Below are 24,628 nucleotides of genomic sequence, written 5' to 3' on the forward strand. Positions count from 1 at the left end.
GCCCGAGCCTATCCGCCTCCGTGGCGCGGGGTGCCCGCGGCCGTCCGCGCGCCGGTCAGCGGAGGGTCCGGTACCGCAGGTGCGTGACGTCCGGGGCGTCGACGACCCGGTCCTTCGCCAACCGCAGCGCGGGGTCGACGCCGTCGAAGAGGCGGACGCCGGCGCCCAGCACCAGCGGGACGACGTGCAGCTCCAGCTCGTCGACGAGGCCCGCGTTCAGGTACTGGCGCACGGTGTGCGCCCCGCCGGAGATCTGCACGTCCTTGCCGTCGGCCACGGCGCGCGCCTGGTCGAGGGCGGCGCGGACGCCGTCCGTGACGTACGTGAAGACGGTGCCCCCGCGGACCCACGCGTCGCGCGCGCTGGTCGTGAGGACGAACACGGGCGCCCGGAAGGGCGGCGGGTCGGGCCACGCCCGCTCGCCCTCGTCGCACATGCGGCGGCCCATGACGTACGCCCCGGCGCGGTCGAAGTTCTCGGCGACGACCAGCCCGGAGCGGCCGGTCTCCCCGCCGCCGGGCTCCCGGCGGTCCCGCCACGCCCCGACGGCGTCCTGCCAGGCGTGGAGGCGCTCCCCGCCGTCCCCGAGGGGGTTGCCGGGCCCGGCGTGCGGCCCGGCGACGAAGCCGTCCAGGGACATGCCGAGGCTCACGAAGACCTTGCTCATTCCCCCATGCTGACCCGGCGGGCCCCCCGCCGCACCGCGGGACGCCCGCGCGCCCGGGCCCCGGTGCGCCGGCGGCCTGGTCCCGGGGGCGGTCCGGGGCGGCCCAGGGCCGTCGAGGCGGCTCCGGGCCAGCGGCTGACCGCCGCTGGCCCGGGTTATCGATTCTGCTGGGTACCGCCTCCGACCTGCGGCTACAGCACAGGAAGGTTCTTGCGGAGTTCGAAGGCGGTGACCTCGGAGCGGTACTCCTCCCACTCCTGCTTCTTGTTGCGGAGGAAGAAGTCGAAGACGTGCTCGCCCAGGGTCTCCGCGACCAGTTCGCTGCGCTCCATCAGGGAGATCGCCTCGCCCAGGTTCTGCGGGAGCGGTTCGATGCCCATCGCGCGGCGCTCGCCGTCGGAGAGGGCCCACACGTCGTCGTCGGCGCCGGGGCCGAGCTCGTAGTTCTCCTCGATGCCGCGCAGGCCCGCGGCGAGGAGGACGGCGTAGGCGAGGTACGGGTTGCAGCCGGAGTCGAGGGAGCGGACCTCGATGCGGGACGAGCCGGTCTTGCCGGGCTTGTACATGGGGACGCGGATCAGCGCGGAGCGGTTGTTGTGGCCCCAGCAGATGTACGAGGGGGCCTCGCCGCCCGACCCTGCGGTGCGGCTGGAGCCGCCCCAGATGCGCTTGTACGAGTTGACCCACTGGTTGGTGACGGCGGAGATCTCCGCGGCGTGGCGCAGGAGGCCCGCGATGAAGGAGCGGCCGACCTTCGAGAGCTGGTACTCGGCGCCGGACTCGTAGAACGCGTTGCGGTCGCCCTCGAAGAGGGAGAGGTGGGTGTGCATGCCGGAGCCGGGGCAGTCCGAGAAGGGCTTGGGCATGAACGTCGCCTGGACGCCCTGCTCCAGCGCCACCTGCTTCATGACCAGGCGGAACGTCATGATGTTGTCGGCCGTCGACAGGGCGTCGGCGTAGCGCAGGTCGATCTCCTGCTGGCCGGGGGCGCCCTCGTGGTGGGAGAACTCCACGGAGATGCCCATGGACTCCAGCATCGTGATGGCCTGGCGGCGGAAGTCCATGCCGACGTTCTGCGGGGTGTGGTCGAAGTAGCCGGAGTTGTCGGCGGGGGTCGGCCGCGAGCCGTCGACGGGCTTGTCCTTGAGCAGGAAGAACTCGATCTCGGGGTGGGTGTAGAAGGTGAAGCCGAGGTCGGAGGTCTTCGCGAGGATGCGCTTGAGGACGTAGCGGGGGTCGGCGAACGACGGGGAGCCGTCGGGCATGAGGATGTCGCAGAACATCCGGGCCGTGCCGGGGGCCTCGGCGCGCCACGGGAGGATCTGGAAGGTGGCCGGGTCCGGCTTGGCGATCATGTCGGACTCGTACACGCGCGCGAAGCCCTCGATGGCGGAGCCGTCGAAGCCGATACCCTCGTCGAACGCCTGTTCCAGTTCGGCGGGGGCGACGGCGACCGACTTGAGGAAGCCGAGCACGTCGGTGAACCACAGGCGCACGAAGCGGATGTCGCGCTCCTCCAGGGTTCGGAGCACAAATTCCTGCTGCTTGTCCATTTCCACACCCATCCTCGCTGATCACGGCCAGCATGCCACCACATGGTTTCGTGCGCGTTGCGAACCCATAGTGCCCGGCCGGGTGTGGCACGCGTAACGCCAGGGGCCGTGGAGGGCGGGCGGCCCGGGGTTCGCGCAGACTGGGGCCATGGACCGTGTCCCGAAGGAACTGCCCGGTGCCCGGCCGCCGCGCTGGCTGCGCGTACTGCCCTGGGTGCTGCTGCTGTGCGTGCTCGCGGCGCAGTTCCTGACGCCCGAGACGGTGCAGCTCAGCTTCGCGTTCGCCGTGGTCGCGCCGCTGGCCTCGCTGGCGTACGGGGTGCGCGGCACGTCGCTGGTGGCGGCGGCGGTCATGCTGGCGCTGGTCGTGCCCTACGCGCGGGCCGCGCACGTGAGCGGCGGCGACCTGCTGGCGCTCGGGCTGATCGGGGCGGTGAGCGTGCTGCTCGCGTGGGCGCGGGCCCGGCGCGAGGCCCAGTTGGTGACGGTGCGCACGGTCGCGGAGGCCGCCCAGTACGCGGTGCTGCCGCCGCTGCCGCCGCAGGTGGGGCCGGTGCGGTGCGGGGCGCTGTACCGGGCGGCGGTGCGAACGGCGCTGGTCGGCGGGGACCTGTACGACGTGCAGCCGGGCCCGTACGGGGTGCGGGCGATCGTGGCGGACGTGAAGGGGCACGGGCTGTCGGCGGTCTCGACGGTGGCGGCGCTGCTCGGCACGTTCCGGGAGGCGGTGCTGGACGAGCCGGAACTGGCGGGGGTGGCCGCGCGGCTGGACCGGCGGCTGGTGGTGGACTCCTCGCGGGGGGAGGAGACGGAACTGTTCGCCACGGCCGTGCTGATGGAGATCCCCTGCGACGGGCCGGACGGGGAGCCGGGCGACGGGTCGGGCGGGAAGGTCACGACGCGGGTGCTGAGCTGCGGCCACCCCCCTCCGCTCCTGGTGACGCGGGGAGGGGCGCGGGAGGTCGAGGTGGAGTCGGGCCCGCCGCTCGGGCTGGGTCTGACGGAGTTCGCGGCACCGGTGCCGGTGACCGTGCCGCTGGAGCCGTCGTGCGTGCTGCTGGCGCACACGGACGGGGTGACGGAGGCGCGCAACGCGGCCGGGCAGTTCTACCCGCTGATGGAGCGGATCCGGCCGGAACTCGACCCCGTGGCGCTGGTGCGGTCCGTGTGGCGGGACCTGTCGTCGTACACCAGCGAGATCGTCGACGACGTGGCGCTGCTGGCGCTGCGGGTGAGTCCCCGCGACTGAGCGCCGCACCCGCGTCCTCACCCCGACCCTGAGCGCCGCCGCCGTCGCCGGCCTGGCCGGCTTCGTCGGCTTCATCGGCTTCATTCGGCTTCGGCGCGTACGTGCTCGACGAGGAGTCGCGGGAGGAGCGGCAGCAGGAGGCCGCGGCCAGGCCCCATCGAGGACGGGAAGCCGTGGGACGGGAAGCCGTGGGACGCGAAGGAGCTGGGCCGCGACCACGTCACGCGGGCCGTGACGTACCCGATGCAGCCGCCGGTCGGCGGTGACCGCCACCAGGTCTGGACGGACTGCGACGGCACCGTCCACGAGGAGCCCGCCCCCGGGGTGGACGCCGTCCACTCGCCGGAGCACGGCGCGGTGGGGGTGACGTACGGCGGCAAGGCCCCGGAGGACGCCGTCGAGGCGCTGGAGGAGAAGGTCGCCCGGACGCCGTACGCGCACGACGATGAGCCCGGTCCCGGACCGGGCGGGCGCGATCACGCTGTCGGCGCGGGGCGAGCAGGTCACCGTGGACGAGCCGACGACCCGCGCGTGAACCGGTTCCTCGCCGCGTACGCCCAGGGCCCGTGGACGCCCGAGCCGGGCGCGGCGTGCACGGGCGGGACGAACGGGACGGCGGGACGGTGACCCGTACGGGCCCGGGCCGGGTCGTCCGGCCTGCGGCGGGGGGCGGTGGTGTCGGCGCTGCCGTTCGCGGGGTGGGCCACGGTCACGGCGCCGGGCCGGGACGCCGGGCGGCCGCAGCGGTCGCGGGGGTGGAGGGGCGCGTCCAGAATGGAGGGGCTCGGGGAGACGACGTACGCCCTTGACGGAGGAACGCACCCCATGACCACCGCCCGAGACATCATGCACCCCGGGGCCCACTGGATCCCCGCCCACGAGACCCTGGACCGTGCCGCGCAGGTGATGCGCGAGCAGGGCGTGGGCGCACTGCCCATCGCCGACGAGAACGAGCGGCTCTGCGGGATCGTCACGGACCGCGACATCGTCGTCAAGTGCGTGGCCGCGGGCCACGACCCGTCGCGTGTGGCGTGCGGCGACGTGGCGGAGGGCACCCCCCGCTGGATCGACGCGAACGCGGACGTGAACGAGGTGCTGCGCGAGATGCAGGGCCACCGGATCAAGCGCCTCCCGGTCATCGACAACAAGCGGCTGGTCGGCATCATCAGCGAGGCCGACCTCGCGCGGCACCTGCCGCAGGACAAGGTCGCAGAGTTCGCCCAGGGCGTGTACGCGCGGGGCTGACCCGGCGCGGGCCTGACCCGGTACGGACCTGTCCCGGCGGGGCGGACGCCCGTCCGGCCTCACCCGCCCCGTCCGGCTCACCGACCCCGTCCGGCTCACCGGCCCGGCGGGTGGAGGACCGCCTCGGCGACCGCGCCGGGGCGGTCCAGCATCATCAGGTGGCCCGCGCCCCGTACGAGGGTGAAGCGGGCGTCCAGCGCGGCGGCGAGGCCCCGCTGGCGGGCCGTCCAGCGGTCGGTGCCGTCCGGGGAGTCCGGCGCGGCCAGCACCGTGACGGGGAGCGCCCGGGGCAGCGGACGGCGGGCGCGCAGGGCGAGCACCCCGGCGGCGACGGCCCGGTAGTGCGCGTTCTCCAGGAGGGCGCCGTCCAGGACCCGGCGAGTGCGGTAGCAGCGGCGCACCCGCTCGCGGCCGGCCGGGTCGAGCGCGCGCCCCGCGCGGGAGAGGCGGACCAGCGCGCGCCGGGCGTACGGGCCGAGCGCGGCGGGGGCGCCCGTAGCGGTGAGCAGGGCGCCCGCGGTGCGGGCCAGGGTCGTGTGGAGCGCGGCGGTGCGCGGGGCGGGCGGGCGCGCGTGCTCCTCCACGGACGCGTCGGCCAGGACCAGCGCCGCCGTCCGCGCCGGGTGCAGCCGGGCGAACGCCTCCGCGTGGAGCCCGGCGAGGGAGTGCCCGACCACGGTCACCCGTTCGCCGCCCATCCCCAGCGCGTCCAGCAGGGCCGCGATCCGGTCCGCCTCGCCCCGCGCGGTCGGCGCCGCCCCGGCCGGGCCGCTCAGCCCGTGGCCGGGCCGGTCGAAGCGGACGACCGTGCGGTGCGGCGCCAGCAGCGGCACCACGGGGTCCCAGTCGAACCAGCACAGCCCCAGCCCGGCGCTCAGCACGCACACCGGCCCCGAGCCCTCGACGACCACGTGGTGGGGCACGCCCCCGACCCGGACGAAGCGGCTCACCGGCGCCGCCCCCTGCGGCGCGGCAGCGACCGGGCCAGCAGGAGCAGCCAGACCGCCACCAGCAGCAGTTGCGCGCGCTGGCCGGCACCCAGCGCCCAGTGGCCGCGCCCCGCCTCGAACGCGGCGACCGCGACGAGCGTCCAGGCCGTGGCGGCGAGCTCCAGCACGACGAGGACCGGTCCCGTACGGGCGAGGGGTGGCCACCAGCCGTAGCGGCGGGCGGCGACGGTGAGCGCGACGACCGCCGTGACGGCGCCCGCCATCGCGAGGCCGGAGCTCACGGCGTGCGCGGCGTGCGCGGCCGGGACCAGGCCGGCGTCCTCGCGGGCCGCGCACGCGGCGTCGGCGGTGGGCGCGCAGCTGAGCGGCAGCCGGGAGTCGACGGCGGTGGCCGCGCCGAACACGGCGAGGGCCGCCCATCCGGCGACCGCCCAGAACCGGCGCCCGGCCGCGGCCAGCCCGGGCAGCGCGGCGGCCAGCAGCAGGACGCCCGCGACCAGGTCGGCGGTGCGGAACAGGGCGCCCAGCGGTTGGTCGGCGGCGGCCAGTTCGCTGACGTACGACCGGAGGGGGTCCAGGCCGGTGGCGAGCGGCAGTTCGACGACCCAGGCGCTGTAGGACAGGGCGCCCAGGACGAGGAGGGCCGCGACCGGCCACCCCGGCCGCCCCGGCGCTTCCGGCCGCCCCGGTGCCCCCGGCCCGGCGGGGGCGGGGCGCGCGGTCCCGGCGGCGCGACGGGCTCCCGCGCCCCGCACGCCCCGCGGGGGCAGGCTTCGCCCCATGGCCACCGGGGCGGGCGGACGGCGCGCGGGCGGCGCGCCGGGGTACGGGGGGCTGCTCGCCGCCCTGCTGCTCGGCATCGTGACGATGCGCACGTGGGGCCGTCCTTCGGAGCATGCGGGTGCGCGCTCGGTGGCGGCGCCCGCCCACGGCCCGGTGCCCCGACGTCCTCCGGGTCCCGGCCGCGCACGGGGCCCCGGCGCCTGACGCCCCTGAAGACGCGCCGCCGGGCGGTTTGGATGCGGCCCCGGTGCGCCCCGCCCCGATCGGCACGCCCGGAGCCGCCCCGGCCGGACCCGGCGCGCTGCGGCTGTCGCGGCACGGCCGGAGCGCGGCACGCGACCCCGGCCCGCACGGTCCGTCGCAGGGCCGGTGCGCACGGTCCCCCGCAGGGCCGGTGCGCACGGACCGCCGCAGAGCCGGGGCCCGCGGCCTGCCGCGAAGCCGGTGCCCGGCACCCCACGGCTCCCGCCCCGCCCCACTCCGCCCCGCTCCGCCCCGGCGTGCGGCCCTCGCAGAAGCCCCCGTACCGCAGGCCCCGGGACAGCACGACAGGACGCCCGCCCCGACCCGACACAGTCCTCGCAGAAGCCCCCGTACCGCAGGCCCGGGGACGGGCGCGGCACGGCGCCCGCCCGTGTCCCCCCGCTCCCCCGCCCCGCCTCCCCAGGACATCGCGTCGATTTGACGATTAGACTGGGGACGTGCCTCAACTACGCCTCGCCCTGAATCAGATCGACTCGACCGTCGGCGACCTCGCCGGCAACGCCGAGACGATCGTGCACTGGACCCGGCACGCCGCCGAGCAGGGGGCGCACCTCGTCGTGTTCCCGGAGATGGCGCTGACCGGGTACCCCGTCGAGGACCTCGCCCTGCGGTCGTCGTTCGTGGAGGCGTCCCGCGCCGGGCTGCGCGCGCTCGCCGCCCGGCTCGCCGCCGAGGGCTTCGGGGACCTGCCGGTGGTCGTCGGCTACCTGGACCGCTCCGAGCGGGCCCGGCCGAAGTACGGCCAGCCCGCCGGCGCGCCGCAGAACGCCGCCGCCGTGCTGCACGGCGGCGGGGTGGCTCTGACCTTCGCCAAGCACCACCTGCCGAACTACGGCGTCTTCGACGAGTTCCGCTACTTCGTGCCGGGCGACACGCTGCCGGTCGTCCGGGTCCGCGGCGTGGACGTGGCGCTGGCGATCTGCGAGGACCTGTGGCAGGACGGCGGGCGCGTCCCGGCCGCCCGCAGCGCGGGCGCCGGGCTGCTGGTGTCGATCAACGCCTCGCCGTACGAGCGGAACAAGGACGACACGCGGCTGGAGCTGGTCCGCAAGCGCGCCCAGGAGGCCGGCTGCACCACCGCGTACCTGGCGATGATCGGCGGCCAGGACGAGCTGGTCTTCGACGGCGACTCGATCGTCGTCGACGCCCACGGCGAGGTCGTCGCCCGCGCCCCGCAGTTCGCCGAGGGCAGCGTCGTCCTCGACCTCGACCTGCCCGCCGCGGCCGGCGAGCCGGCCGCCCACGGGCAGCGGGTCGACGACGGGCTGCGCGTCGAGCGCGTCGTGCTGTCCGAGGAGCCGCTTCCCGCGTACGAGCCGGAGCTGACCGGCGGCTACGCGGACCGCCTCGACGACGACGAGGAGGTCTACACGGCGCTGGTCGTGGGCCTGCGCGCGTACGCCGCGAAGAACGGCTTCCGGTCCGCGCTGATCGGCCTGTCCGGCGGCGTCGACTCGGCGCTGGTCGCCGCGATCGCCTGCGACGCGCTGGGCGCGCGGAACGTGTACGGCGTGTCGATGCCGTCGAAGTACTCGTCGGAGCACTCCAGGAGCGACGCGGCCGAGCTGGCGCGCCGTACCGGGCTGAACTTCCGCACCGTGCCGATCGAGCCGATGTTCGACGCGTACATGGGGTCGCTGGGGCTGACGGGGCTCGCCGAGGAGAACCTCCAGTCGCGGCTGCGCGGCACCCTGCTGATGGCCCTCTCCAACCAGGAGGGCCACATCGTCCTCGCGCCGGGCAACAAGTCCGAGCTGGCGGTGGGCTACTCGACGCTGTACGGCGACTCGGTGGGCGCGTACGGGCCGATCAAGGACGTGTACAAGACGACGGTGTTCCGGCTGGCGAGGTGGCGCAACCGGGCCGCCGAGGAGCGCGGCCAGACCCCGCCGATCCCGGAGGGCACCCTCTCCAAGCCGCCCAGCGCCGAGCTGCGCCCGGGCCAGGTCGACACGGACTCGCTGCCGGACTACGACGTGCTCGACCGGATCCTGGAGCTGTACGTGGACCGGGACCGGGGCAAGGACGCGATCGTCGCGGCGGGCTTCGACGAGGAGCTGGTGGCGCGGACGCTGCGGATGGTGGACGCCGCCGAGTACAAGCGGCGCCAGTACCCGCCGGGCACGAAGATCTCCGCGAAGGGCTTCGGTAAGGACCGGCGGCTGCCCATCACCAACCGGTGGCGCGAGTCGACGGCGTCGTCCCGGGGCTGACGGCACGCGCGAAGGGGGTCTTCCGCCGGCGGGAGGCCCCCTTCGCGCGTCAGCGCGCCTCCGCGGGCGCCGGCCCGCGGCGCGGCGCGTCAGAACGTGACGCGGGCCGCGATCGGCAGGTGGTCGCTGTCGGTGCGCGGCAGGGACCAGGAGGCGACCGGTTCGACGCCCCGGACCAGGATCTGGTCGATGCGGGCCATCGGGAAGCCGGCCGGCCAGCTGAAGCCCATGCCGTCGCCGGCGGCTCCCTGCGTGGAGCGCATCTGGGACGTGACGGCGTTCAGGGACCGGTCGTTCATGGTGCCGTTGAGGTCGCCGAGGAGGATCACCCGGCGGTGGGGTTCGGCGGCGATGGCCTCGCCGAGCCGGTCGGCGCTGCGGTCGCGCTGGTTGGCGGTGAACCCGGCGTCCAGCTTGACCCGCACGGACGGCAGGTGGGCGACGTACACCGCGACGGGCCCCTCGGGCGCGAAGACGGTGGCGCGCATGGCGCGGGTCCAGCCGAGCCGGATGTCGACGGGACGGCTGTCGCCGAGCGGGTACCGGCTCCACAGGCCGACCGTGCCGCGCACCGAGTGGTACGGGTACGCGCCGGCCAGCGCCTCCTCGTACACGGGCACCATCGCGGGCTTCAGCTCCACCAGGGCCAGCACGTCCGTCTCCGAGGCGGCGACGGCGCGGGCGGTGCCCTCGGGGTCCGGGTTGTCGGCGTTCACGTTGTGCGAGACGACCATGAGGTCGCCGCCGGCGCCGTTCTTGTCCGTGACGAGGCCGCCGAAGAGGTTCAACCACACGACGGCCGGGACGAGGACGGCGATCAGCGCGGTGGCCGAGCGGCGCAGCAGCGCGAGGCCGGTCAGGAGCAGCACGCACAGGCCGAACCAGGGCAGGAACGTCTCGATGAGGCTGCCCAGGTTGCCGATGGCGTTGGGGATGTGGCGGTGCAGGCCCATCAGCAGCGCGAGCAGGAGCGCGCACGCGGACAGCACCGTGCCGCGCCGCCAGACGCCGGGGCCCCGCCACCGGCGGGCGACCGCCGAGCGGACCCGGGATCCCGCGCGCCGGTCCTCCGCGGCGCCGCTCCCCGTCTCCGTCATGCCGTCCACCCGCGCCATTCCGTCGTCCTCACGTGCCTCTGGTTCCTTCGCGTGCCGAATCCCGACCCTAGGGGATCGTCCGGGGATCACCGCACGGCCGTACTGCTTGGGGGACGAAGGCGGCCCCCGGGCGGGTTCCTGGGGGTACGGGCAGCGGGCGGGTTGTAACGAAACGCGCACATTCACGATCGGGACCGGTGGCCGGGGCGGGACGAGGGCCCGCGAGGGCGGGGCGAGGGGCCGCAGGGACCGGGATCCGCGAGAGGGCCGGCCGGGAACCCGCGGGAGTGGCGCGGCGGCGCCTCCCGAACGCGTACGGCTGCCCCGAGCCCGGCCGGCCGGGCCGGTGGAGCCCGCGCCGCGCCGCCCCGGGCGCACACGGCTGCCGGGCGCGAGGACGTCCACGCCGACAAGGCGCCGGACGCCTCCCCCGGCGCGTACGGCTACCGGGGGACCGCCTCCCGCGCGCCGCCCTCCGCCGCCCGCTCCCGGCCCCCCGGTGCCGGGCGGCGGCCCGGCAGGAACGCGGCGACCACCGCCGCCCCCAGCGCGGCGACGCAGGCCGCGCACAGGGCCGTCACGTGCATCGCCGCCAGGAACGCCGCGTGCGCCGGGGCGACCAGCGCCTCCCCCGCCGGGCCGAGCTGCCGCGCGGCGGCGAGGGTGGCCTCGACGGACTCGCCCGCCGCCGCCCGCTCGCCCGGCGGCACGGCGCCCAGGTGCCCCTCGATGCGGCCCCGGTAGACGGCCGACAGCAGCGAGCCGAGCACGGCCACGCCGAGCGCCCCGCCGATCTGCCGGAACGTGTTGTTGACGGCCGACCCGGAGCCGGCCTTCTCGCGCGGCAGGGCCTGCATCACGGCGACCGTCACGGGCGGCATGACGTGGGCCATGCCCGCGCCCTGGGCGAACAGCACCAGCTCCACCACCCACACCGGCGTGCCCGTGTCGAAACCGGCGAACGCGGCCAGGCACGCGGCCACCACCAGCAGCCCCGCCGCACACACCGTGCGCGCCCCGAACCGCCGCACCACCAGCCGGGAGCGCGGCGCGAACAGGAGCTGCGTCACCGCCAGCGGCAGGAGCAGCAGCCCGGCCTGGAGCGGGCTGAAGCCGCGCACGCTCTGCAGGTAGAACACCGAGACGAAGGTCACGCCCATCAGGGCGAAGAAGACCAGCGCGATCCCGCCCACCGCCGCCGAGAAGACGGGCTTGCGGAAGTACGCCATGTCGAGCGCCGGGTGCGGGCTGCGCCGCTCGTGGACGACGAACCCGACCAGGACCAGCACCCCGCCCACGACGGGCAGCAGCACGGTCGGTTCGGTCAGGTCGGCCAGCTCGCCGCCCCGGATGATGCCGAACACCAGCAGCACCAGGCCGACGATCGACAGCGCCACCCCGCCCGGGTCGACCCGCCCGGGCGCGGGGTCGCGGGACTCCGGCACCAGCAGCGCCACGGCGACCAGCGAGACCGCCACGACCGGCACGTTGACCAGGAAGATCGACCCCCACCAGAAGTGCTCCAGCAGGAGCCCTCCCAGGACCGGGCCGACCGCGATGGCCACGCCGACCGCGCCGACCCACACGCCGATGGCCCGCGGCTGCTCGTCGCGCTCGAAGACGTTCATCAGGATGGCGAGCGTCGCCGGCATCACGAACGCGGCCCCGAACCCCATCACCGCCCGGTAGGCGACCAGCTCGACCGGCGAGTCCGCGAAGGCGGCCAGCGCCGAGGAGATCCCGAAGACCACCGTGCCGAACAGCAGCGTCCTGCGGCGGCCCAGCCGGTCGCCGAGGAGGCCCGCCGTGAACAGCAGTCCCGCGAAGACCAGGGCGTACGCGTTGACGGCCCACTCCAGCTGGCTCTGGGTGGCGCCGATCCCGACGGGCGGCGGGCTCGCGACGGTCTTCACCGCCACGTTGAGGATCGAGTTGTCCAGCACCACGAACAGCAGGCTCAGCATCAGCACCGCGAGGATCGCCCAGCGGCGCCGGTGCACGTCCGGCGGCACCTCCGGCACCCGGTCCGGTACGCCGTCGTGGGAGGGGCGCGGGGCGTGCGGCGGGGGCGGGGGCCGGTCCATGGGCCCACCGTAGGACGGATTCCGGGACGGCGCCGTCCCGGATTGCTCCCCCCGCGTGCTCCCCCACTTCCCCCCGTACGGCACGAAGTGCCACCATGGACGTGGTCCGGGGACGCCGTCAGGGCGCCTCGAGATGACGAAGGAGCCGTTTCACATGACGCTTCAGCCTGCCCGGAAACAGCCCGGCGACAGCAGCGCGGAGCAGGGCGCCACCCACCCCAGGGCGCTGTACGGCGGTAAGGGCACGCGCCGCATCACCGTCCACGACATCGCCGCCGCCAAGGAGCGCGGCGAGAAGTGGCCCATGCTGACCGCGTACGACGCGATGACGGCGTCGGTCTTCGACGAGGCCGGCATCCCGGTCCTCCTCGTCGGCGACTCCATGGGCAACTGCCACCTCGGCTACGAGACCACCGTGCCCGTCACGATGGACGAGATGGCCCTCCTGTCCGCCGCCGTCGTCCGGGGCACCAGGCGCGCCCTCGTCGTCGGCGACCTGCCGTTCGGCTCCTACCAGGAGGGCCCCGTACAGGCCCTGCGGTCGGCGACGCGGCTGGTGAAGGAGGCCGGCGTCGGCGCGGTCAAGCTGGAGGGCGGCGAGCGCTCGCTGCCCCAGACGCGGATGCTGGTCCAGGCCGGGATCCCGGTGATGTCCCACCTCGGCCTGACCCCGCAGTCCGTGAACACCATGGGCTACCGGGTGCAGGGCCGCGCCGACGAGGACGCGCACCGGCTGCTGCGGGACGCCAAGGCGGCGCAGGACGCGGGCGCGTTCGCGGTCGTCCTGGAGCTCGTACCGGCCGAGCTGGCCGCCGAGGTCACCCGCTCCCTGCACATCCCGACGATCGGCATCGGCGCGGGCCCGGACACGGACGCGCAGGTCCTGGTGTGGACGGACATGGCCGGCCTGACCGGCGGCAAGGTGCCGCGCTTCACCAAGCAGTACGCCGATCTGCGCCGCACCCTGGGCGACGCGGCGCAGGCGTTCGCGCAGGACGTCGCCGGCGGCGCGTTCCCCGCCGAGGAGCACACCTTCCACTGAGCCGCCCCGCCGAGGAGCGCACCCTCCACCGAGCCACTGCGGCACGGACGACAGCCCGCCGACTTCCCCCATCGGCGGGCTGTCGGCACGCCGCGGCCCCGCCGCCGGCGAGGGGCCCCTCCGGCCCGGTCCGCCCTCCGGCGCGGGGCGGTACGGTCGTCGTCCCCGACCGAGGAGGCTCCGCCCGTGGCCGTCGCAGCACCCCGCCGGATCAGCCCCGTGTTCCTCGGGATCGCCGCCGTCACCGCGGTCGCCGGATGGGCGGTCTGGAGCCGCCCCGGGGCCGGGCCCGGGCTCGGCGTCGCGGTGTTCCTGTTCGTCACCGGGGCGTGGGTCGTGTCGCTGTGCCTGCACGAGTACGCGCACGCCCGGACCGCGCTGCACGGCGGCGACGCGTCCGTGGCGGCGAGGGGCTACCTGACGCTGGACCCGCTGAAGTACACCCACGCCGTGCTGAGCGTCCTGCTGCCGGTGCTGTTCCTGGTGATGGGCGGGATCGGGCTGCCGGGCGGGGCCGTGTTCGTCGAGCGGCACCGCATCCGGGGCCGTCTGCGGCTCAGCCTGGTCTCGGCGGCGGGGCCGCTGGCGAACGCGCTGTTCGCGCTCGGGTGCGCGGCGCCGTTCTGGCTGGGCGCGCTCGACGGCGTCCCGGTGGGCTTCCGGTTCGCGCTGGCGTTCGTGGCGCTGCTCCAGGTGACGGCGGCGGTCCTGAACGCCCTGCCGGTGCCGGGGCTCGACGGGTACGGGGTGGTGGAGCCGTGGCTGCCGGAGCGGGTCCGGCGGGGGGTCGAGCCGTTCGCGCCGTACGGGCTGCTCGCCGTGTTCGTGCTGCTGCTCGCGCCGGAGGTGAACCAGGTGTTCTTCGGCCTGGTCGACGGGGTGCTCGGCGCGCTGGGCGTCGCCGGGGCGGAGTCGTCCTGCGGACGGGACCTCTACCGCTTCTGGCAGGAGGCCGACCCGGTCTGCGCGTTCCTCGTGGACGTCACCCGGTGACCTGGCGGGAGCGCCGCCAGTAGTACCAGGACATGTTGGAGGAGACACCGGCGAGCAGCACCCACACGATGCCGAGCCAGTTGCCCTGGACGAACGAGACCACGGCCGCGACGGCGGCGAGGACGCAGACGGCGAGCGCGTAGAGGGCGAGGCGGGGCATGGGGGTCGGCTCCTGTCCGGTGCGGGGGGCGGTCCCGTCCAGTGTCCCCCATGCGCCCCGGTGGCCCGCTCAGCGGTCCCGCGTCTCCTGGACGTCGGTGACGCGCAGCCCGGCGTGGGCCTTGTAGCGGCGGTTGACGGCGATCAGGTTGGCGACGAGCGACTCGACCTGGTGGGCGCCCCGGAGCCGGCCCGCGTAGACGCCCCGCATGCCGGGGATCCGGGCGGCGAGGGCCTGCACGAGGTCCGTGTCGGCGCGCTTCTCGCCGAGGACCATCACGTCCGTGTCGATCTCGTCGACCGTCTCGTCCTGGAGCAGCACGGCCGACAGGTGGTGGAACGCGGCGGTCACCCGCGACTCGGGGAGCAGCGCGGCGGCCTGCTGGGCGGCGCTGCCCTCCTCCGGCTTGAGCGCGTACGCGCCCTGCTTGTCGAAGCCGAGCGGGTTCACGCAGTCGACGACGAGCTTGCCGCGCAGCTCCTCGCGCAGCGCCGCGAGGGTCGCGGCGTGGCCCTCCCAGGGCACGGCCACGATCACGATGTCGCTGCGACGGGCGCACTCGGCGTTGTCGGTGCCCTCGACGCCGAGGCCCAGTCCGGCGGCGGCCTCGCGGGCCCGCTCCGCGGCGCGCGAACCGATGATCACCTTCTGGCCCGCGCGGGCCAGCCGGTAGGCGAGGCCGCGCCCCTGGTCACCGGTGCCGCCGAGGACGCCGACGACGAGGCCGGACACGTCGGGCAGGTCCCAGGGGTCCCGGGCTGGCTTCTTGGTCTCCGTCTCACTCATGGTGCCGACACTACGTGCCACCACCCCCGTACGGGTGACGGGCCCGCGAAGCGCCGCGCCGGGCGGGCCGGGGCGGGCAGGATGCGGCGCCATGGATGCCGTACGGGTCGCCCTGCTCCGTGACGTGCTCGCCGGGACCGCGTGGCCGGCGGCGGCGCGCGGCTTCGCGGGGGCGCTGCGCTCGTCCGTCACGCGGCACGGCGGCGGGCTGCTGCTGGTGGGCACCGCGGAGTACGAGCCGTGGCACCTGGCCGCGCACCTGGTGGACGAGGCGATGTGGGCGGGCCTTCCGGAGTTGGCGCCCACTCTCGTACGGCACCGGGTGCGGCCCTCGGACCCGGCGCACCTGGCGGTGGGGCTGGGCCGGCTGGAGGCGGCCGGGCGGGGCGCGACGCTGCTGGTCGTGGCGCCGGACCGGCCGGACGGCGGCCTGCTGGAGCGGGTGCACGGGGCGCGGCGGGCCGGGGCGACGGTGCTGTCGCTGGACGGCGGCGACCGGGAGGTCCACGGCCTGGCGCACGAGTCGCTCACCGTCGACCCGGCGCGCGACGAGGGCGTCGACCTGGACACGGTGCAGCACCTGGTGAGCGCGGCGGCCGGGGAGAACAGCCTGCCCGCGCCCCGGGGCCGAGCCCGGCTGCGCGACCGGCTGTCCCGGCTCGCCGACCACCTGACGTCGCCGCCGCCCACGCGCTGGTAGGCGCGCGCCGGTAAAACCGGTTGCCCGGGGCAGCGGCCCGCGCGCAGCATGGCGCCCCGTGACCTCGAAGCTGTCCGCCGTGCTGCCCGACCTCTCCCCCTGGCGGGCCTCGCGCGACTTCCGTCTGCTGTGGGTGCAGGGGCTCGTCGCCTACTTCGGCAGTTTCACGGCGATGGTCGCGCTGCCGCTCCAGATCAAGGAGCTCACCGGTTCGCCGTTCGCCGTGGGTGCCATGGGCGCGGTCGAGCTGGTCCCGCTGGTCGTGTTCGGCCTGTACGGGGGCGCGCTCGCCGACGCGGTCGACCGGCGGCGGATGATCCTCGCCACGGAGGCGGGGCTGGCGCTGCTCGCCGCCGTCCTGCTGCTGAACGCGCTGCTGCCCGAGCCGATGCTGTGGCCGCTGTACGCCGTGGCGGCCGGGGTCTCCGCGATGGCCGGGCTCCAGCGGCCCGCGCTGGACGCGCTGATCGCCCGGATCGTGCCGCACGACCAGCTCCCGGCCGCCGCCGCGCTCAACGCGCTGCGCTGGCAGTTGGGCGCCGTCGCCGGGCCCGCGCTGGCGGGCCTCGTCGTGGCGTACGCGGGGCACGGCACGGCGTACGCCACGACGGTGTGCTGCTTCGCCGTGTCCGTGCTGCTGTGCCTGCGCCTCTCCCCCGCCCCGCCCGTGAGCGGCGCGGGCGGGCCGTCGCTGCGGGGCATCGCGGAGGGCGCGCGGTACGCCTGGTCGCGGCCCGTGCTGCTCGGCACGTACGCGGTCGACCTCGCCGCGATGCTGCTGGCGTACCCGCCGACGCTGTACCCGTTCCTCGCGGACGAGCTGGGTGCCCCGTGGTCGCTGGGGTTGATGTACGCGGCGGGGTCCGCGGGGTCGGTGGTGCTCACCCTGACGAGCGGGTGGACGTCCCGGGTGCGGCGGCACGGGCTGATGGTGGTGGTCGGCGCCGCCGGGTGGGGGCTGGCGGTCGCGGGCGCCGGCTGGTTCGACGACGTGTGGGTGGTGCTGCTGTGCCTGGCGGTGGCGGGCGCGGGCGACATGCTGAGCGGCCTCGGCCGGTCGACGATCTGGAACCAGACGATCCCCGACCACCTGCGGGGGCGGCTGGCCGGGATCGAGGTGCTGTCGTACAGCGTGGGCCCGCAACTGGGGCAGGTGCGGGCGGGCGCCATGGCCGGGTGGACCGGCACGCGCGGGGCCGTGTGGGGCGGCGGGCTGGCGTGCGTCGCGGCGGTGGGGCTGCTGGCCGCGGCGCTGCCGCGGCTCGTGTCGTACGACGCCGCGACCGACCCCGACGCGCGGCGCCGGCGGGCGGCCGGGGCGCCGTAGGGCCCGGTGGGAGACCTCGGCGGGCACCGCGGCCACCTCGTCGGACGGCCCGCGCGTCACGGGGCCGCACCCGCCGAGCCCGCCCGGCACACCGGCGGTCCGGCGGCCCGGCGGTCCGGGCGCGGCTATCCCTCCCGGGGCCCCGTTCCGGGGGTGTCGTGCCAGCGGGGGTCGGTCTCCCACTGGGCGTTCCGCTCGCGCGCGGTCTCCATCGCGTGCCCCGCCGCCTCCGGCGACGCGTAGGGGCCGAACCTGTCCTTCGCGGGGCACTCCGGCCCCTCCTCCACCTTCCGGTGCTCCAGGCAGTAGTACCACTCGCCCGGTTTGCCCGCCGTGCGCTTCTTGAACAGGGCCATGTCCCGCTCCTTCCTCTGTCGCCATGGTGCCCCGGCCCGCCCTGGTTAGACTCGCTGGCATGTCTGGCCAGTCGCTGCTCGTCCCGGGGGAGCTGTCCCCCATCCGTTCCGTCCCCGGATCCATCCGGCGGCCCGAGTACGTCGGGAAGCCCGCTCCGAAGCCGTACGACGGCCCCGAGGTCCAGGACTCCGACACGATCGAGCGGATGCGCATCGCGGGCCGCATCGCCGCGCGGGCGATGGAGGAGGCCGCCAAGCACATCGCGCCCGGCGTCACCACCGACGAGCTGGACCGCGTCGCCCACGAGTACATGTGCGACCACGGCGCCTACCCCTCGACGCTGGGCTACCGGGGCTTCCCCAAGTCGCTGTGCGCCTCGGTCAACGAGGTCATCTGCCACGGCATCCCCGACTCGACCGTCCTGCGGGACGGCGACATCGTGAACCTGGACGTCACGGCGTACATCCACGGCGTCCACGGCGACAACAACGCCACGTACCTGTGCGGCGACGTCGACGAGGAGTCGCGGCTGCTCGTCGAGCGGACCCGCGAGGCGCTCAACCGGGCCATCAAGGCCGTCAGGCCGGGCCGGCAGGTCAACGTGATCGGGCGCGTCATCGAGTCGTACGCCAAGCGCTTCGGCTACGGCGTCGTGCGGGACTTCACCGGGCACGGCATCAGCTCGTCGTTCCACTCCGGCCTGATCATCCCGCACTACGACTCGCCGCACGCCACGACCGTGATGCGGCCCGGCATGACCTTCACGATCGAGCCGATGCTGACGCTGGGCACCCACGAGTACGACATGTGGGAGGACGGCTGGACCGTGGTGACGAAGGACCGCAAGCGGACCGCGCAGTTCGAGCACACGCTCGTGGTGACGGACGGCGGGGCGGAGATCCTCACGTTGCCCTGACGTCCCCGAGGGGTACCGTTTTACCGACAGGCCGTCGGAAAGCAGGTGACTTGGGCACGCCCAAGCAGGAGGATCGGGTGCGGCGGCGCCCCGGCGCGCACGCGTGACAGCGCGCGCCGGCGCCGCACGCCCGCTCGTCCACCACGCGACTTTCCGCCCCATCGGTCCCCGGAGGCCCGCCTTGGACGCCAGCGCCACCCCCGCCGCCATCCCCTTCTCGACCCTCATCCGCACCGCGTCCCAGGGGGCGCACACGGAGGCCGAGAACTCGACCTTCATGAGCGACCTGCTCGGCGGTCGCCTGGGAGTGGACGCCTTCGCCCGCTACACCGAGCAGCTGTGGTTCGTGTACCGGGCCCTGGAGGCCGCCGCGGACGGGCTGGCCGACGACCCGGTCGCCGGGCCCTTCATACGGCCCGAGCTGTACCGCACCCGGGAGCTGGAGCGGGACCTCGCGCACCTGCGGGGCGCCGGCTGGCGGACCCTCGCCTCGCCGCTGCCGTCGACCGCCGCGTACGCCGCCCGCGTCGAGGAGTGCGCCCGCACCTGGCCGGCGGGGTACGTCGCCCACCACTACACGCGCTACCTCGGCGACCTCTCCGGCGGCCAGGTCATCCGCGACCGGGCGGAGCGCCAGTGGGGCTTCGCGCGCAAGGGCGACGGCGTCCGCTTCTACGTCTTCGACGCCATCGCCAACCCGGCGGCGTTCAAGCGCGCCTACCGCGAGCTGCTGGACTCGGTGGACGTCGACGACCTGGAGAAGCAGCGGATCGTCGACGAGTGCAGGCGCGCCTTCGCCTTCAACACGGCCGTCTTCCGCGAGCTGGGCGAGGAGTACCCGCTCAGCGCGTGAGCGGCCCGGAGCCGAGGTGGCGGACCCGTCCGCCCAGTTCGATCACGCCGTCGGGGCCCGGGGCCGTCATGATCTGCGAGCCCCGGCCCTGCGTGATGTTCAGGGCCCGGCCCAGCAGCGCCGTCAGCAGCAGCGCCGCCGCGCCCGTCGCCTCGTCCTCGTCCACGCCGTCGCCCCGGCCGGGGAAGGCGCGGGCGCGGACCCGCCCGGCGGCCTCCTCCTCCCACGCCCAGGCGTACAACCTCCCCCGCTCCGCGGGAGGTGCCCCCACCCCCGGCGGCGGCACGTCCAGCGCCTCCACCTCGGCGGCGGAGCCGTACTGGCGCAGGGTGCGCGGCGGCGCCCACTCGGGGCGCGCCCCGATCCAGGTGAACTCCCCGTCGTGGCGCGCCCACACCTCGCCGACCGGGAGGTCGAGCACCTCCAGGTCGAGCAGCCAGGCGGCGCCGACGACGGGGTGGCCGGCGAAGGGCAGCCGGACGCTCGGCGTGTAGACGTCGAGGACGCCGCGCTCGGGGTCGTCGACGAACACCGTCTCGCTGTGGCCGAGTTCCTTCGCGAGCGCCTGCCGGGACGCCTCGTCGGGGCGGGCGCGGCCGTCGCGTACGACGCCGAGCCGGTTGCCGTGCCGCCCGTCGGGGCCGCAGAAGACGGCCAGGACGTCGTATGCAGTGTTCACCGGGGCATTCAAGCACGGGGTCGGGACGCGGGGCGGGCGTCCGCGGACGGGGCCCGGTCGGTACGGTGGGCGGACCCGCCGCGGAGCACGCCGTCGGCGGGCGCGTGTGCCGGACCCGTCGAAGACCCGTCGAAAGGCTCCCCGTGCTCGGCTCCCATCTGGCAGGGCTGCGCGGCGGCTTGGAGGCCGCCCTGCTCCTCGGACTGCTCGCCGCGTGGCTCGGGCGCGGCCAGGGGGCCGCCGGGGCGCCCGGCCGGGCGGACGGCGGCGGGCGGGCGCTGTGGGGCGGGGCCGCAGCGGCGGCGCTGCTGGCCCTGGGCCTCGGATGGCTGTTCACGTACGGGGACCGGGAGGTGACGCGGGAGGCGGGCACGGTGCTCGGGGGCGTCTTGTCGGTGGCGGCGGCCGGGTGCGTCACGCGGGTGGTGTTCCGGCCGTGCGGGGCGCGCGGCGGACTCGCGGGCGCGGCCGGGTTCCTGGTGGTGGCGCGGGAGGGCCTGGCCACGGCGCTGTTCGTGTGGGCGGCCGTGTCGGCGGCCCTCGACGAGGCCGGGTCGGCGGGCCCGCTGGGCATGGTGCTGCTGGGCCTCGCCGTCGCCGCGCTCCTCGGCTGGGCCGCCCACCTCGGCGTACGGCGGCTGCCGCCGGCCCGGTTCCGCGCCTGGGCGGGCGGCGCGCTGCTCGTCGTCGCGGCGGGGGTGCTGGCGCGGGGGGTGCGCGACCTCCAGGACGCGGGCCCGCTGGGCGGGTTGCTCGCGGACCGGGCGGTCGACCTGGGCGGCGCGGTGTCGCCGGACCACTGGCCGGGGGCGCTGTTGGAGGGTGCCCTCAACGTACGGCCCGACCCGTCGGTGCTCCAGGTCGCGGTGTGGGCCCTGTACCTGGTGCCGGCACTCGTGCTCGCCCTGTCACCGGTAGGGTTCGGTCGGTCGGTGCCGGTCGGGGTCGAGGAGCAGAAGAGAACCGATGCGAGGGCTGGTGAAGGTGCTGGGCCGGGGGTTGGTCCGCAGGGGCCGGCGTCCGCTGTCGGCGGTCGCGGCGGTGGCGGCGCTGACGCTGGCGGCGAGCGGCTGCGTGACGGTGCACGGCGAGCTGGCGGTCGTGCCGACGGCGACCCGCGATGAGGCCGCACGGGCGCTGAAGGACTTCACCGAGGCGTACAACGCCGCCGACAAGGCGTACGACCCGACCCTCGACGCGCACCGGGTGACCGGCTCGCTCGGCGCCATCAACCAGGCCGGTCTGAAGGCGCGGTCGGTGACGGACCCGGACGGCAACCCCCGGCACCAACCGCTGGAGCTGGGCGACGCCAAGTTCGTCATCCCCAAGAAGGCGGGCTGGCCCCGCTGGTTCGTCGCCGACACCGACTCGAACCGGGACACCGACGAGGGCGAGGGCGACAACCGCTGGCTGCTGCTGTTCGTCCGCGAGGGGGCCGACCGGATGTGGGAGGCGGCGCACCTCGCGATCCTCGCCCCCGACCGGGTGCCCGCGTTCCGGACCGACGCGGACGGCTGGGCCGCGCCCGCCCCGGCGGACGGCGCGACGCTGGCGGCGGCCCCCCGCGATCTGGGCCGGGACTACGCCGCGTACATGAAGTCCGGCGAGCCGAAGGTGTTCGCGGACGGCCCGCACACCTCGCGGCTGCGGGAGGACCGCGCGAAGATCGCCAACCGGCCGGGGCTCTCGCTCCAGTTCGCCGACCAGGCCCTGGACACGGGCGCGTTCGCGCCGGTGGGGCTGGTCACCGAGGACGGCGGGGCGCTGGTGTTCTTCTCGAACCGCGTCTACGAGCGGGCCACCACCGCCCGCGGCTACCGGCCCCGGGTGACGCCCGAGGAGAAGCCGCTGCTCACCGGCGAGGTCCGTGACACGCTCACCAAGGAGTGGGTGACGAGCCTGACCGCCCTCGTGAAGCCGGGCCCGGCCGACGCGGACCAGGTGACGATCGTGAACCGCATCCAGGGCGTGACGGCCCTCAAGGGCTCCTGACCCCGGTGCGCCGGCGGGTCAGCGGCACGCGCGCCGGCCGCCGGCGGGTCAGCGGGTCAGCGGGTCAGCGGGTCAGCGGCCACGCCACCGCGTGGTGGCCGTGCCCGTCGTCGTACTGCTCGGCGTGGCGGGCGCAGGCGTCGGTGAGCGCCTCCAGCAGGGTCAGCGGGTCCGGCAGCGGGTGCTCGGGCCCCCGCACCCACTCCACCGCGTGGTCGCCGGGCAGCCGCGCCGGCGGTACGAGGACGTAGCTGCCGCGGCAGTGCCAGCGCAGGCCCGGGTGCTCGTCCATCGTCTCGGGGTGGCAGTCCAGCTCGCAGGGCCACCACTCGTCCTCGTCCTCGGGCGTGCCGCGCGTGGCCGTGAAGAACAGCGCCCGGCCCCCGCCCAGCGCGTCCCCCGACTCCGCGACCGGGCCCACCTCGACGCCCTCGGCGAGCAGCCGCTCCAACGCGGCGCGACCGGCCTCCAACGGAACGTCCAGGACGTCGTGGACCATGCCGGTCGCGGTGATGAAGTTGGCCTGCGGCTGGCCGTGCGCCCACCGCTCGATCTGGGCCCGGTCGGTGGTGGACTGCGTCTGCCAGGCGAAGGAGACGGGGTGGCGGGCGGGCGTGGGACAGCCGATGCGCTCACACGAACAGCGGTAGCCGACCGGGTACGCGGCGGGGGCGAGCGGCAGTCCCGCGGCGGCCGCGGCCAGGAGCAGTTCCTCCCGGCCCGGCGTGTCGGCGGCGGACCTCCTCGGGCGGCGGCGCAGCCACTGCGCGAGTTTGCTCTCCGTGCCGCGGTAGCGGCCGATGCCGTCGCCCATCTATCCCCTCACACCTGCGTACGAGCCCCTGTGGTCCCTGCCATGGTCCCACCATCCCGCGCCGCGGGTGACAGGACTCCTCGACCCGGGGGCGGCCGTCGCGACCGGGCGGGCCGCCGAACCGGCCGGGTTGCCGGATTTCGTCCGGGTATGCCTGTCGTTCGTCCGTCGTTCACCGTGAGGTGGTCCACGCGTCGGGTTCAGCGGGCGGCGATGCCGTGGAGGGCGTACTCGACGAGTTCGTCGGCGTAGGCGTGGGTGAGCGGGCGGGTGCGCAGCAGCCAGCGGTGGGTGAGCGGGCCGACGAACAGCTCCAGGGCGATGCGCGGGTCGACGCCGGGGCGTACGTGGCCGGCCTCCCGGGCGGCGGTGAGGCGCTCCACGTACAACTGGAGCTGGGGCTCCAGGAGCCGCTCGACGAACCGGGCCCCGAGCTCCGGGTCGACGACGCCCTCGGCGGTGAGGGCGCGGGTGGGGGCCTCGAAGCGGGGGTCGTTGAGCTCGTCGACGGTGGCGCGCAGCACCGCCTTGAGGTCGGCGGCGAGGTCCCCGGTGTCGGGCAACCCGCCCGCCGTCTCCGCCTCCGCCCCGCCGGACCGGCCCGCCAGGTCGAGGAACGCGTCGAGGAGGACGGCGCCCTTCGACGGCCACCAGCGGTAGATGGTCTGCTTGCCGACGCCGGCCCGGGCGGCGATGCCCTCGACCGTGGTCCGGGCGTACCCCGCCTCGCCGACGAGGGCGAGGGCGGCGTCGAAGATGGCGCGGCGGGAGCGTTCGCTGCGGCGCGTGGCGTCGGGCGTCCGCGGGGACGCCGCCGGGGGCTCGGACATGGCGGTCAATCTACCAAGGGGGCGGACCGGTACGTCTCGTCTCGGGCCGCTCCGGTGAACCTCCGGTGACCGTGCGTACGGTCCGCTGCGCGCGGGCGCTCCGCGGCGCACCATGGCGGTGCGCGCACACCGCGTGCGCCGGTCGTTCGTGAGGAGCCCCCGTTGCCTCGTGACGCTTCACCCCGCCGCTACCTGATGTGCCCACCCACGCACTTCAGGGTGACGTACTCCATCAACCCCTGGATGGATCCGGCGAAACCGGTCGACCTCCCGCTCGCCCTCGCCCAGTGGGAGGACCTGCGGGACCGCTACCGCGCCCTCGGCCACACCGTCGAACTGCTGGAGCCCCGACCCGGCCTGCCCGACATGGTGTTCGCCGCCAACGGCGCCACCGTCGTCGACGGCCGCGTGCTGGGCGCCCGCTTCCTGTACCCGGAGCGGGCGGCCGAGGCGGAGGCGCACCGCGCCTGGTTCCGCGCCCGCGGCTACCCGGACGTCCACGAGCCCGAGCACGTCAACGAGGGCGAGGGCGACTTCGCCGTCACGGCCTCCTACCTGTTGGCCGGCCGGGGCTTCCGCTCGACGTCCCTGGCGGGCGACGAGGCGCAGGAGTTCTTCGGCAGGCCGGTGATCGGGCTGGACCTGGTGGACCCGCGCTACTACCACCTGGACACGGCGCTGTGCGTCCTGGACGACGCGGCCGACGAGGTCATGTACTACCCGGGCGCGTTCTCGCCCGGCAGCCGCAGGGTGCTGGCCCGGCTGTTCCCCGACGCGCTGGTCGCCGAGGAGGCGGACGCGGCGGCGCTCGGGCTGAACGCCGTGAGCGACGGGCGGCACGTGCTGCTCCCGCAGGCGGCGGTCGGCCTGTTCGCGCCGCTGCGGCGGCGCGGGTTCGAGCCCGTCGGCATGGACCTGGGCGAGCTGCTCAAGGGCGGCGGCAGCGTGAAGTGCTGCACGCAGGAGCTGCGCGGCACCCCGCCCGGCGCGGCCTGACGCGGCGGCCCGGGAGCCGAGGGGCGCGCAGCCGTCAGGCGCGTGCGACGCGCGCCGGGGCGCCGCCCCGTGGTCCGC

The 24,628-nt window shown here is 75.6% G+C and carries 25 protein-coding genes; 13 read left to right on the top strand and 12 right to left on the bottom strand.

The window, feature by feature from the left end:
* Window positions 1-55: 55 nt before the first annotated feature.
* Both RND61_RS16240 and glnA read right to left on the bottom strand, forming a co-directional pair.
* Complete coding sequence (locus RND61_RS16240) at window positions 56-667, bottom strand: dihydrofolate reductase family protein (protein WP_315878671.1); 612 nt, start codon at window positions 665-667, stop codon at window positions 56-58.
* Window positions 668-858: 191 nt separating this feature from the next.
* A complete protein-coding gene (gene glnA / locus RND61_RS16245) occupies window positions 859-2,220 on the bottom strand; it encodes a type I glutamate--ammonia ligase (RefSeq protein ID WP_315878672.1) in 1,362 nt (453 codons plus the stop codon).
* Window positions 2,221-2,368: 148 nt separating this feature from the next.
* Between glnA and RND61_RS16250 the strand changes: the two genes are divergently transcribed.
* From RND61_RS16250 to RND61_RS16260, 3 genes are all read left to right on the top strand, one after another.
* The gene (locus tag RND61_RS16250) at window positions 2,369-3,469 is read left to right on the top strand and encodes a PP2C family protein-serine/threonine phosphatase (protein WP_315878673.1); all 1,101 of its coding nucleotides are present in this window, start codon (window positions 2,369-2,371) and stop codon (window positions 3,467-3,469) included.
* 231 nt (window positions 3,470-3,700) lie between these two features.
* On the top strand, window positions 3,701-4,096 hold the full coding sequence (locus tag RND61_RS16255; RefSeq protein ID WP_315878674.1) for a DUF3105 domain-containing protein: 396 nt from the start codon (window positions 3,701-3,703) through the stop codon (window positions 4,094-4,096).
* Between the two features lie 198 nt (window positions 4,097-4,294).
* Window positions 4,295-4,714: a CBS domain-containing protein gene (locus RND61_RS16260; protein ID WP_315878675.1), complete on the top strand. Its 420-nt coding sequence runs from the start codon at window positions 4,295-4,297 to the stop codon at window positions 4,712-4,714.
* A gap of 95 nt (window positions 4,715-4,809) precedes the next feature.
* Here RND61_RS16260 and RND61_RS16265 read toward each other — a convergent pair whose 3' ends face one another.
* Window positions 4,810-5,664: an alpha/beta fold hydrolase gene (locus RND61_RS16265; RefSeq protein ID WP_315878676.1), complete on the bottom strand. Its 855-nt coding sequence runs from the start codon at window positions 5,662-5,664 to the stop codon at window positions 4,810-4,812.
* Window positions 5,661-6,296: a DUF998 domain-containing protein gene (locus RND61_RS16270; protein WP_315878752.1), complete on the bottom strand. Its 636-nt coding sequence runs from the start codon at window positions 6,294-6,296 to the stop codon at window positions 5,661-5,663. The genes RND61_RS16265 and RND61_RS16270 overlap by 4 nt, the downstream gene beginning before the upstream one ends.
* 852 nt (window positions 6,297-7,148) lie before the next feature.
* Here RND61_RS16270 and RND61_RS16275 point away from each other — a divergent pair.
* On the top strand, window positions 7,149-8,924 hold the full coding sequence (locus RND61_RS16275; protein ID WP_315878677.1) for an NAD+ synthase: 1,776 nt from the start codon (window positions 7,149-7,151) through the stop codon (window positions 8,922-8,924).
* Window positions 8,925-9,013: 89 nt separating this feature from the next.
* On the opposite strand, the gene RND61_RS16280 is transcribed toward RND61_RS16275, so the two are convergent.
* Window positions 9,014-10,039 carry an endonuclease/exonuclease/phosphatase family protein gene (locus RND61_RS16280; RefSeq protein ID WP_315878678.1) on the bottom strand — a complete coding sequence of 342 codons (1,026 nt, stop codon included), beginning with the start codon at window positions 10,037-10,039 and terminating at the stop codon, window positions 9,014-9,016.
* Window positions 10,040-10,464: 425 nt separating this feature from the next.
* Window positions 10,465-12,105, bottom strand: coding sequence for an MFS transporter (locus RND61_RS16285; RefSeq protein WP_391653558.1), 1,641 nt, complete (start codon window positions 12,103-12,105; stop codon window positions 10,465-10,467).
* A gap of 154 nt (window positions 12,106-12,259) precedes the next feature.
* Here RND61_RS16285 and panB point away from each other — a divergent pair, with 154 nt between their 5' ends.
* Both panB and RND61_RS16295 read left to right on the top strand, forming a co-directional pair.
* Window positions 12,260-13,147, top strand: coding sequence for a 3-methyl-2-oxobutanoate hydroxymethyltransferase (gene panB, locus RND61_RS16290; RefSeq protein WP_315878679.1), 888 nt, complete (start codon window positions 12,260-12,262; stop codon window positions 13,145-13,147).
* A gap of 186 nt (window positions 13,148-13,333) precedes the next feature.
* Window positions 13,334-14,140, top strand: coding sequence for a site-2 protease family protein (locus tag RND61_RS16295; protein ID WP_315878680.1), 807 nt, complete (start codon window positions 13,334-13,336; stop codon window positions 14,138-14,140).
* Here the strand turns inward: RND61_RS16295 and RND61_RS16300 are convergent.
* Both RND61_RS16300 and npdG read right to left on the bottom strand, forming a co-directional pair.
* Window positions 14,130-14,300 (bottom strand): hypothetical protein, encoded by a 171-nt coding sequence (locus tag RND61_RS16300; protein ID WP_315878681.1) that lies wholly within the window; start codon window positions 14,298-14,300, stop codon window positions 14,130-14,132. The two genes, RND61_RS16295 and RND61_RS16300, sit on opposite strands and share 11 nt — an antisense overlap.
* A 69-nt stretch (window positions 14,301-14,369) precedes the next feature.
* Entirely contained in the window at window positions 14,370-15,086 is a 717-nt protein-coding gene (gene npdG, locus RND61_RS16305; RefSeq protein WP_315878682.1) for an NADPH-dependent F420 reductase, read from the bottom strand.
* A gap of 91 nt (window positions 15,087-15,177) precedes the next feature.
* On the opposite strand from npdG, the gene RND61_RS16310 reads away from it, so the two are divergent.
* Both RND61_RS16310 and RND61_RS16315 read left to right on the top strand, forming a co-directional pair.
* The gene (locus RND61_RS16310) at window positions 15,178-15,786 is read left to right on the top strand and encodes a hypothetical protein (protein WP_315878683.1); all 609 of its coding nucleotides are present in this window, start codon (window positions 15,178-15,180) and stop codon (window positions 15,784-15,786) included.
* 58 nt (window positions 15,787-15,844) lie between these two features.
* Complete coding sequence (locus tag RND61_RS16315) at window positions 15,845-17,113, top strand: MFS transporter (RefSeq protein ID WP_315878684.1); 1,269 nt, start codon at window positions 15,845-15,847, stop codon at window positions 17,111-17,113.
* 125 nt (window positions 17,114-17,238) lie between these two features.
* Here RND61_RS16315 and RND61_RS16320 read toward each other — a convergent pair whose 3' ends face one another.
* On the bottom strand, window positions 17,239-17,469 hold the full coding sequence (locus RND61_RS16320; protein WP_315878685.1) for a hypothetical protein: 231 nt from the start codon (window positions 17,467-17,469) through the stop codon (window positions 17,239-17,241).
* Window positions 17,470-17,528: 59 nt separating this feature from the next.
* Here RND61_RS16320 and map point away from each other — a divergent pair, with 59 nt between their 5' ends.
* Window positions 17,529-18,386: a type I methionyl aminopeptidase gene (gene map / locus RND61_RS16325; RefSeq protein WP_315878686.1), complete on the top strand. Its 858-nt coding sequence runs from the start codon at window positions 17,529-17,531 to the stop codon at window positions 18,384-18,386.
* Between the two features lie 181 nt (window positions 18,387-18,567).
* Window positions 18,568-19,239: a biliverdin-producing heme oxygenase gene (locus RND61_RS16330; RefSeq protein ID WP_315878687.1), complete on the top strand. Its 672-nt coding sequence runs from the start codon at window positions 18,568-18,570 to the stop codon at window positions 19,237-19,239.
* Here RND61_RS16330 and RND61_RS16335 read toward each other — a convergent pair.
* Window positions 19,229-19,918, bottom strand: coding sequence for a PhzF family phenazine biosynthesis protein (locus RND61_RS16335; RefSeq protein WP_315878688.1), 690 nt, complete (start codon window positions 19,916-19,918; stop codon window positions 19,229-19,231). The genes RND61_RS16330 and RND61_RS16335 overlap by 11 nt on opposite strands.
* 143 nt (window positions 19,919-20,061) lie before the next feature.
* On the opposite strand from RND61_RS16335, the gene RND61_RS16340 reads away from it, so the two are divergent.
* Window positions 20,062-21,042, top strand: coding sequence for an FTR1 family protein (locus tag RND61_RS16340; protein ID WP_315878689.1), 981 nt, complete (start codon window positions 20,062-20,064; stop codon window positions 21,040-21,042).
* Window positions 20,960-21,910 carry a hypothetical protein gene (locus RND61_RS16345; RefSeq protein ID WP_315878754.1) on the top strand — a complete coding sequence of 317 codons (951 nt, stop codon included), beginning with the start codon at window positions 20,960-20,962 and terminating at the stop codon, window positions 21,908-21,910. The genes RND61_RS16340 and RND61_RS16345 overlap by 83 nt, the downstream gene beginning before the upstream one ends.
* A gap of 64 nt (window positions 21,911-21,974) precedes the next feature.
* Here RND61_RS16345 and RND61_RS16350 read toward each other — a convergent pair whose 3' ends face one another.
* Both RND61_RS16350 and RND61_RS16355 read right to left on the bottom strand, forming a co-directional pair.
* Entirely contained in the window at window positions 21,975-22,724 is a 750-nt protein-coding gene (locus RND61_RS16350) for a bifunctional DNA primase/polymerase (protein ID WP_315878690.1), read from the bottom strand.
* Window positions 22,725-22,924: 200 nt separating this feature from the next.
* Complete coding sequence (locus RND61_RS16355) at window positions 22,925-23,554, bottom strand: TetR/AcrR family transcriptional regulator (protein WP_315878691.1); 630 nt, start codon at window positions 23,552-23,554, stop codon at window positions 22,925-22,927.
* Between the two features lie 162 nt (window positions 23,555-23,716).
* Between RND61_RS16355 and ddaH the strand changes: the two genes are divergently transcribed.
* Entirely contained in the window at window positions 23,717-24,550 is an 834-nt protein-coding gene (gene ddaH / locus RND61_RS16360; protein ID WP_315878692.1) for a dimethylargininase, read from the top strand.
* Window positions 24,551-24,628: the final 78 nt, after the last annotated feature.

Origin of the sequence: Streptomyces tamarix (assembly GCF_032423885.1) — a bacterium.
Classification (GTDB): Bacteria; Actinomycetota; Actinomycetes; order Streptomycetales; family Streptomycetaceae; genus Streptomyces; species Streptomyces tamarix.

Bases quoted from the DNA above. Each gene is read 5' to 3' on its own strand.
- RND61_RS16250 (WP_315878673.1), top strand. From the start codon at position 2,369: ATGGACCGTGTCCCGAAGGAACTGCCCGGTGCCCGGCCGCCGCGCTGG.
- map (WP_315878686.1), top strand. From the start codon at position 17,529: ATGTCTGGCCAGTCGCTGCTCGTCCCGGGGGAGCTGTCCCCCATCCGT.
- RND61_RS16285 (WP_391653558.1), bottom strand. From the start codon at position 12,105: ATGGACCGGCCCCCGCCCCCGCCGCACGCCCCGCGCCCCTCCCACGAC.
- RND61_RS16350 (WP_315878690.1), bottom strand. From the start codon at position 22,724: ATGGGCGACGGCATCGGCCGCTACCGCGGCACGGAGAGCAAACTCGCG.
- panB (WP_315878679.1), top strand. From the start codon at position 12,260: ATGACGCTTCAGCCTGCCCGGAAACAGCCCGGCGACAGCAGCGCGGAG.
- glnA (WP_315878672.1), bottom strand. From the start codon at position 2,220: ATGGACAAGCAGCAGGAATTTGTGCTCCGAACCCTGGAGGAGCGCGAC.
- RND61_RS16260 (WP_315878675.1), top strand. From the start codon at position 4,295: ATGACCACCGCCCGAGACATCATGCACCCCGGGGCCCACTGGATCCCC.
- RND61_RS16280 (WP_315878678.1), bottom strand. From the start codon at position 10,039: ATGGCGCGGGTGGACGGCATGACGGAGACGGGGAGCGGCGCCGCGGAG.
- npdG (WP_315878682.1), bottom strand. From the start codon at position 15,086: ATGAGTGAGACGGAGACCAAGAAGCCAGCCCGGGACCCCTGGGACCTG.
- RND61_RS16310 (WP_315878683.1), top strand. From the start codon at position 15,178: ATGGATGCCGTACGGGTCGCCCTGCTCCGTGACGTGCTCGCCGGGACC.
- RND61_RS16300 (WP_315878681.1), bottom strand. From the start codon at position 14,300: ATGCCCCGCCTCGCCCTCTACGCGCTCGCCGTCTGCGTCCTCGCCGCC.
- RND61_RS16320 (WP_315878685.1), bottom strand. From the start codon at position 17,469: ATGGCCCTGTTCAAGAAGCGCACGGCGGGCAAACCGGGCGAGTGGTAC.
- RND61_RS16355 (WP_315878691.1), bottom strand. From the start codon at position 23,554: ATGTCCGAGCCCCCGGCGGCGTCCCCGCGGACGCCCGACGCCACGCGC.
- RND61_RS16240 (WP_315878671.1), bottom strand. From the start codon at position 667: ATGAGCAAGGTCTTCGTGAGCCTCGGCATGTCCCTGGACGGCTTCGTC.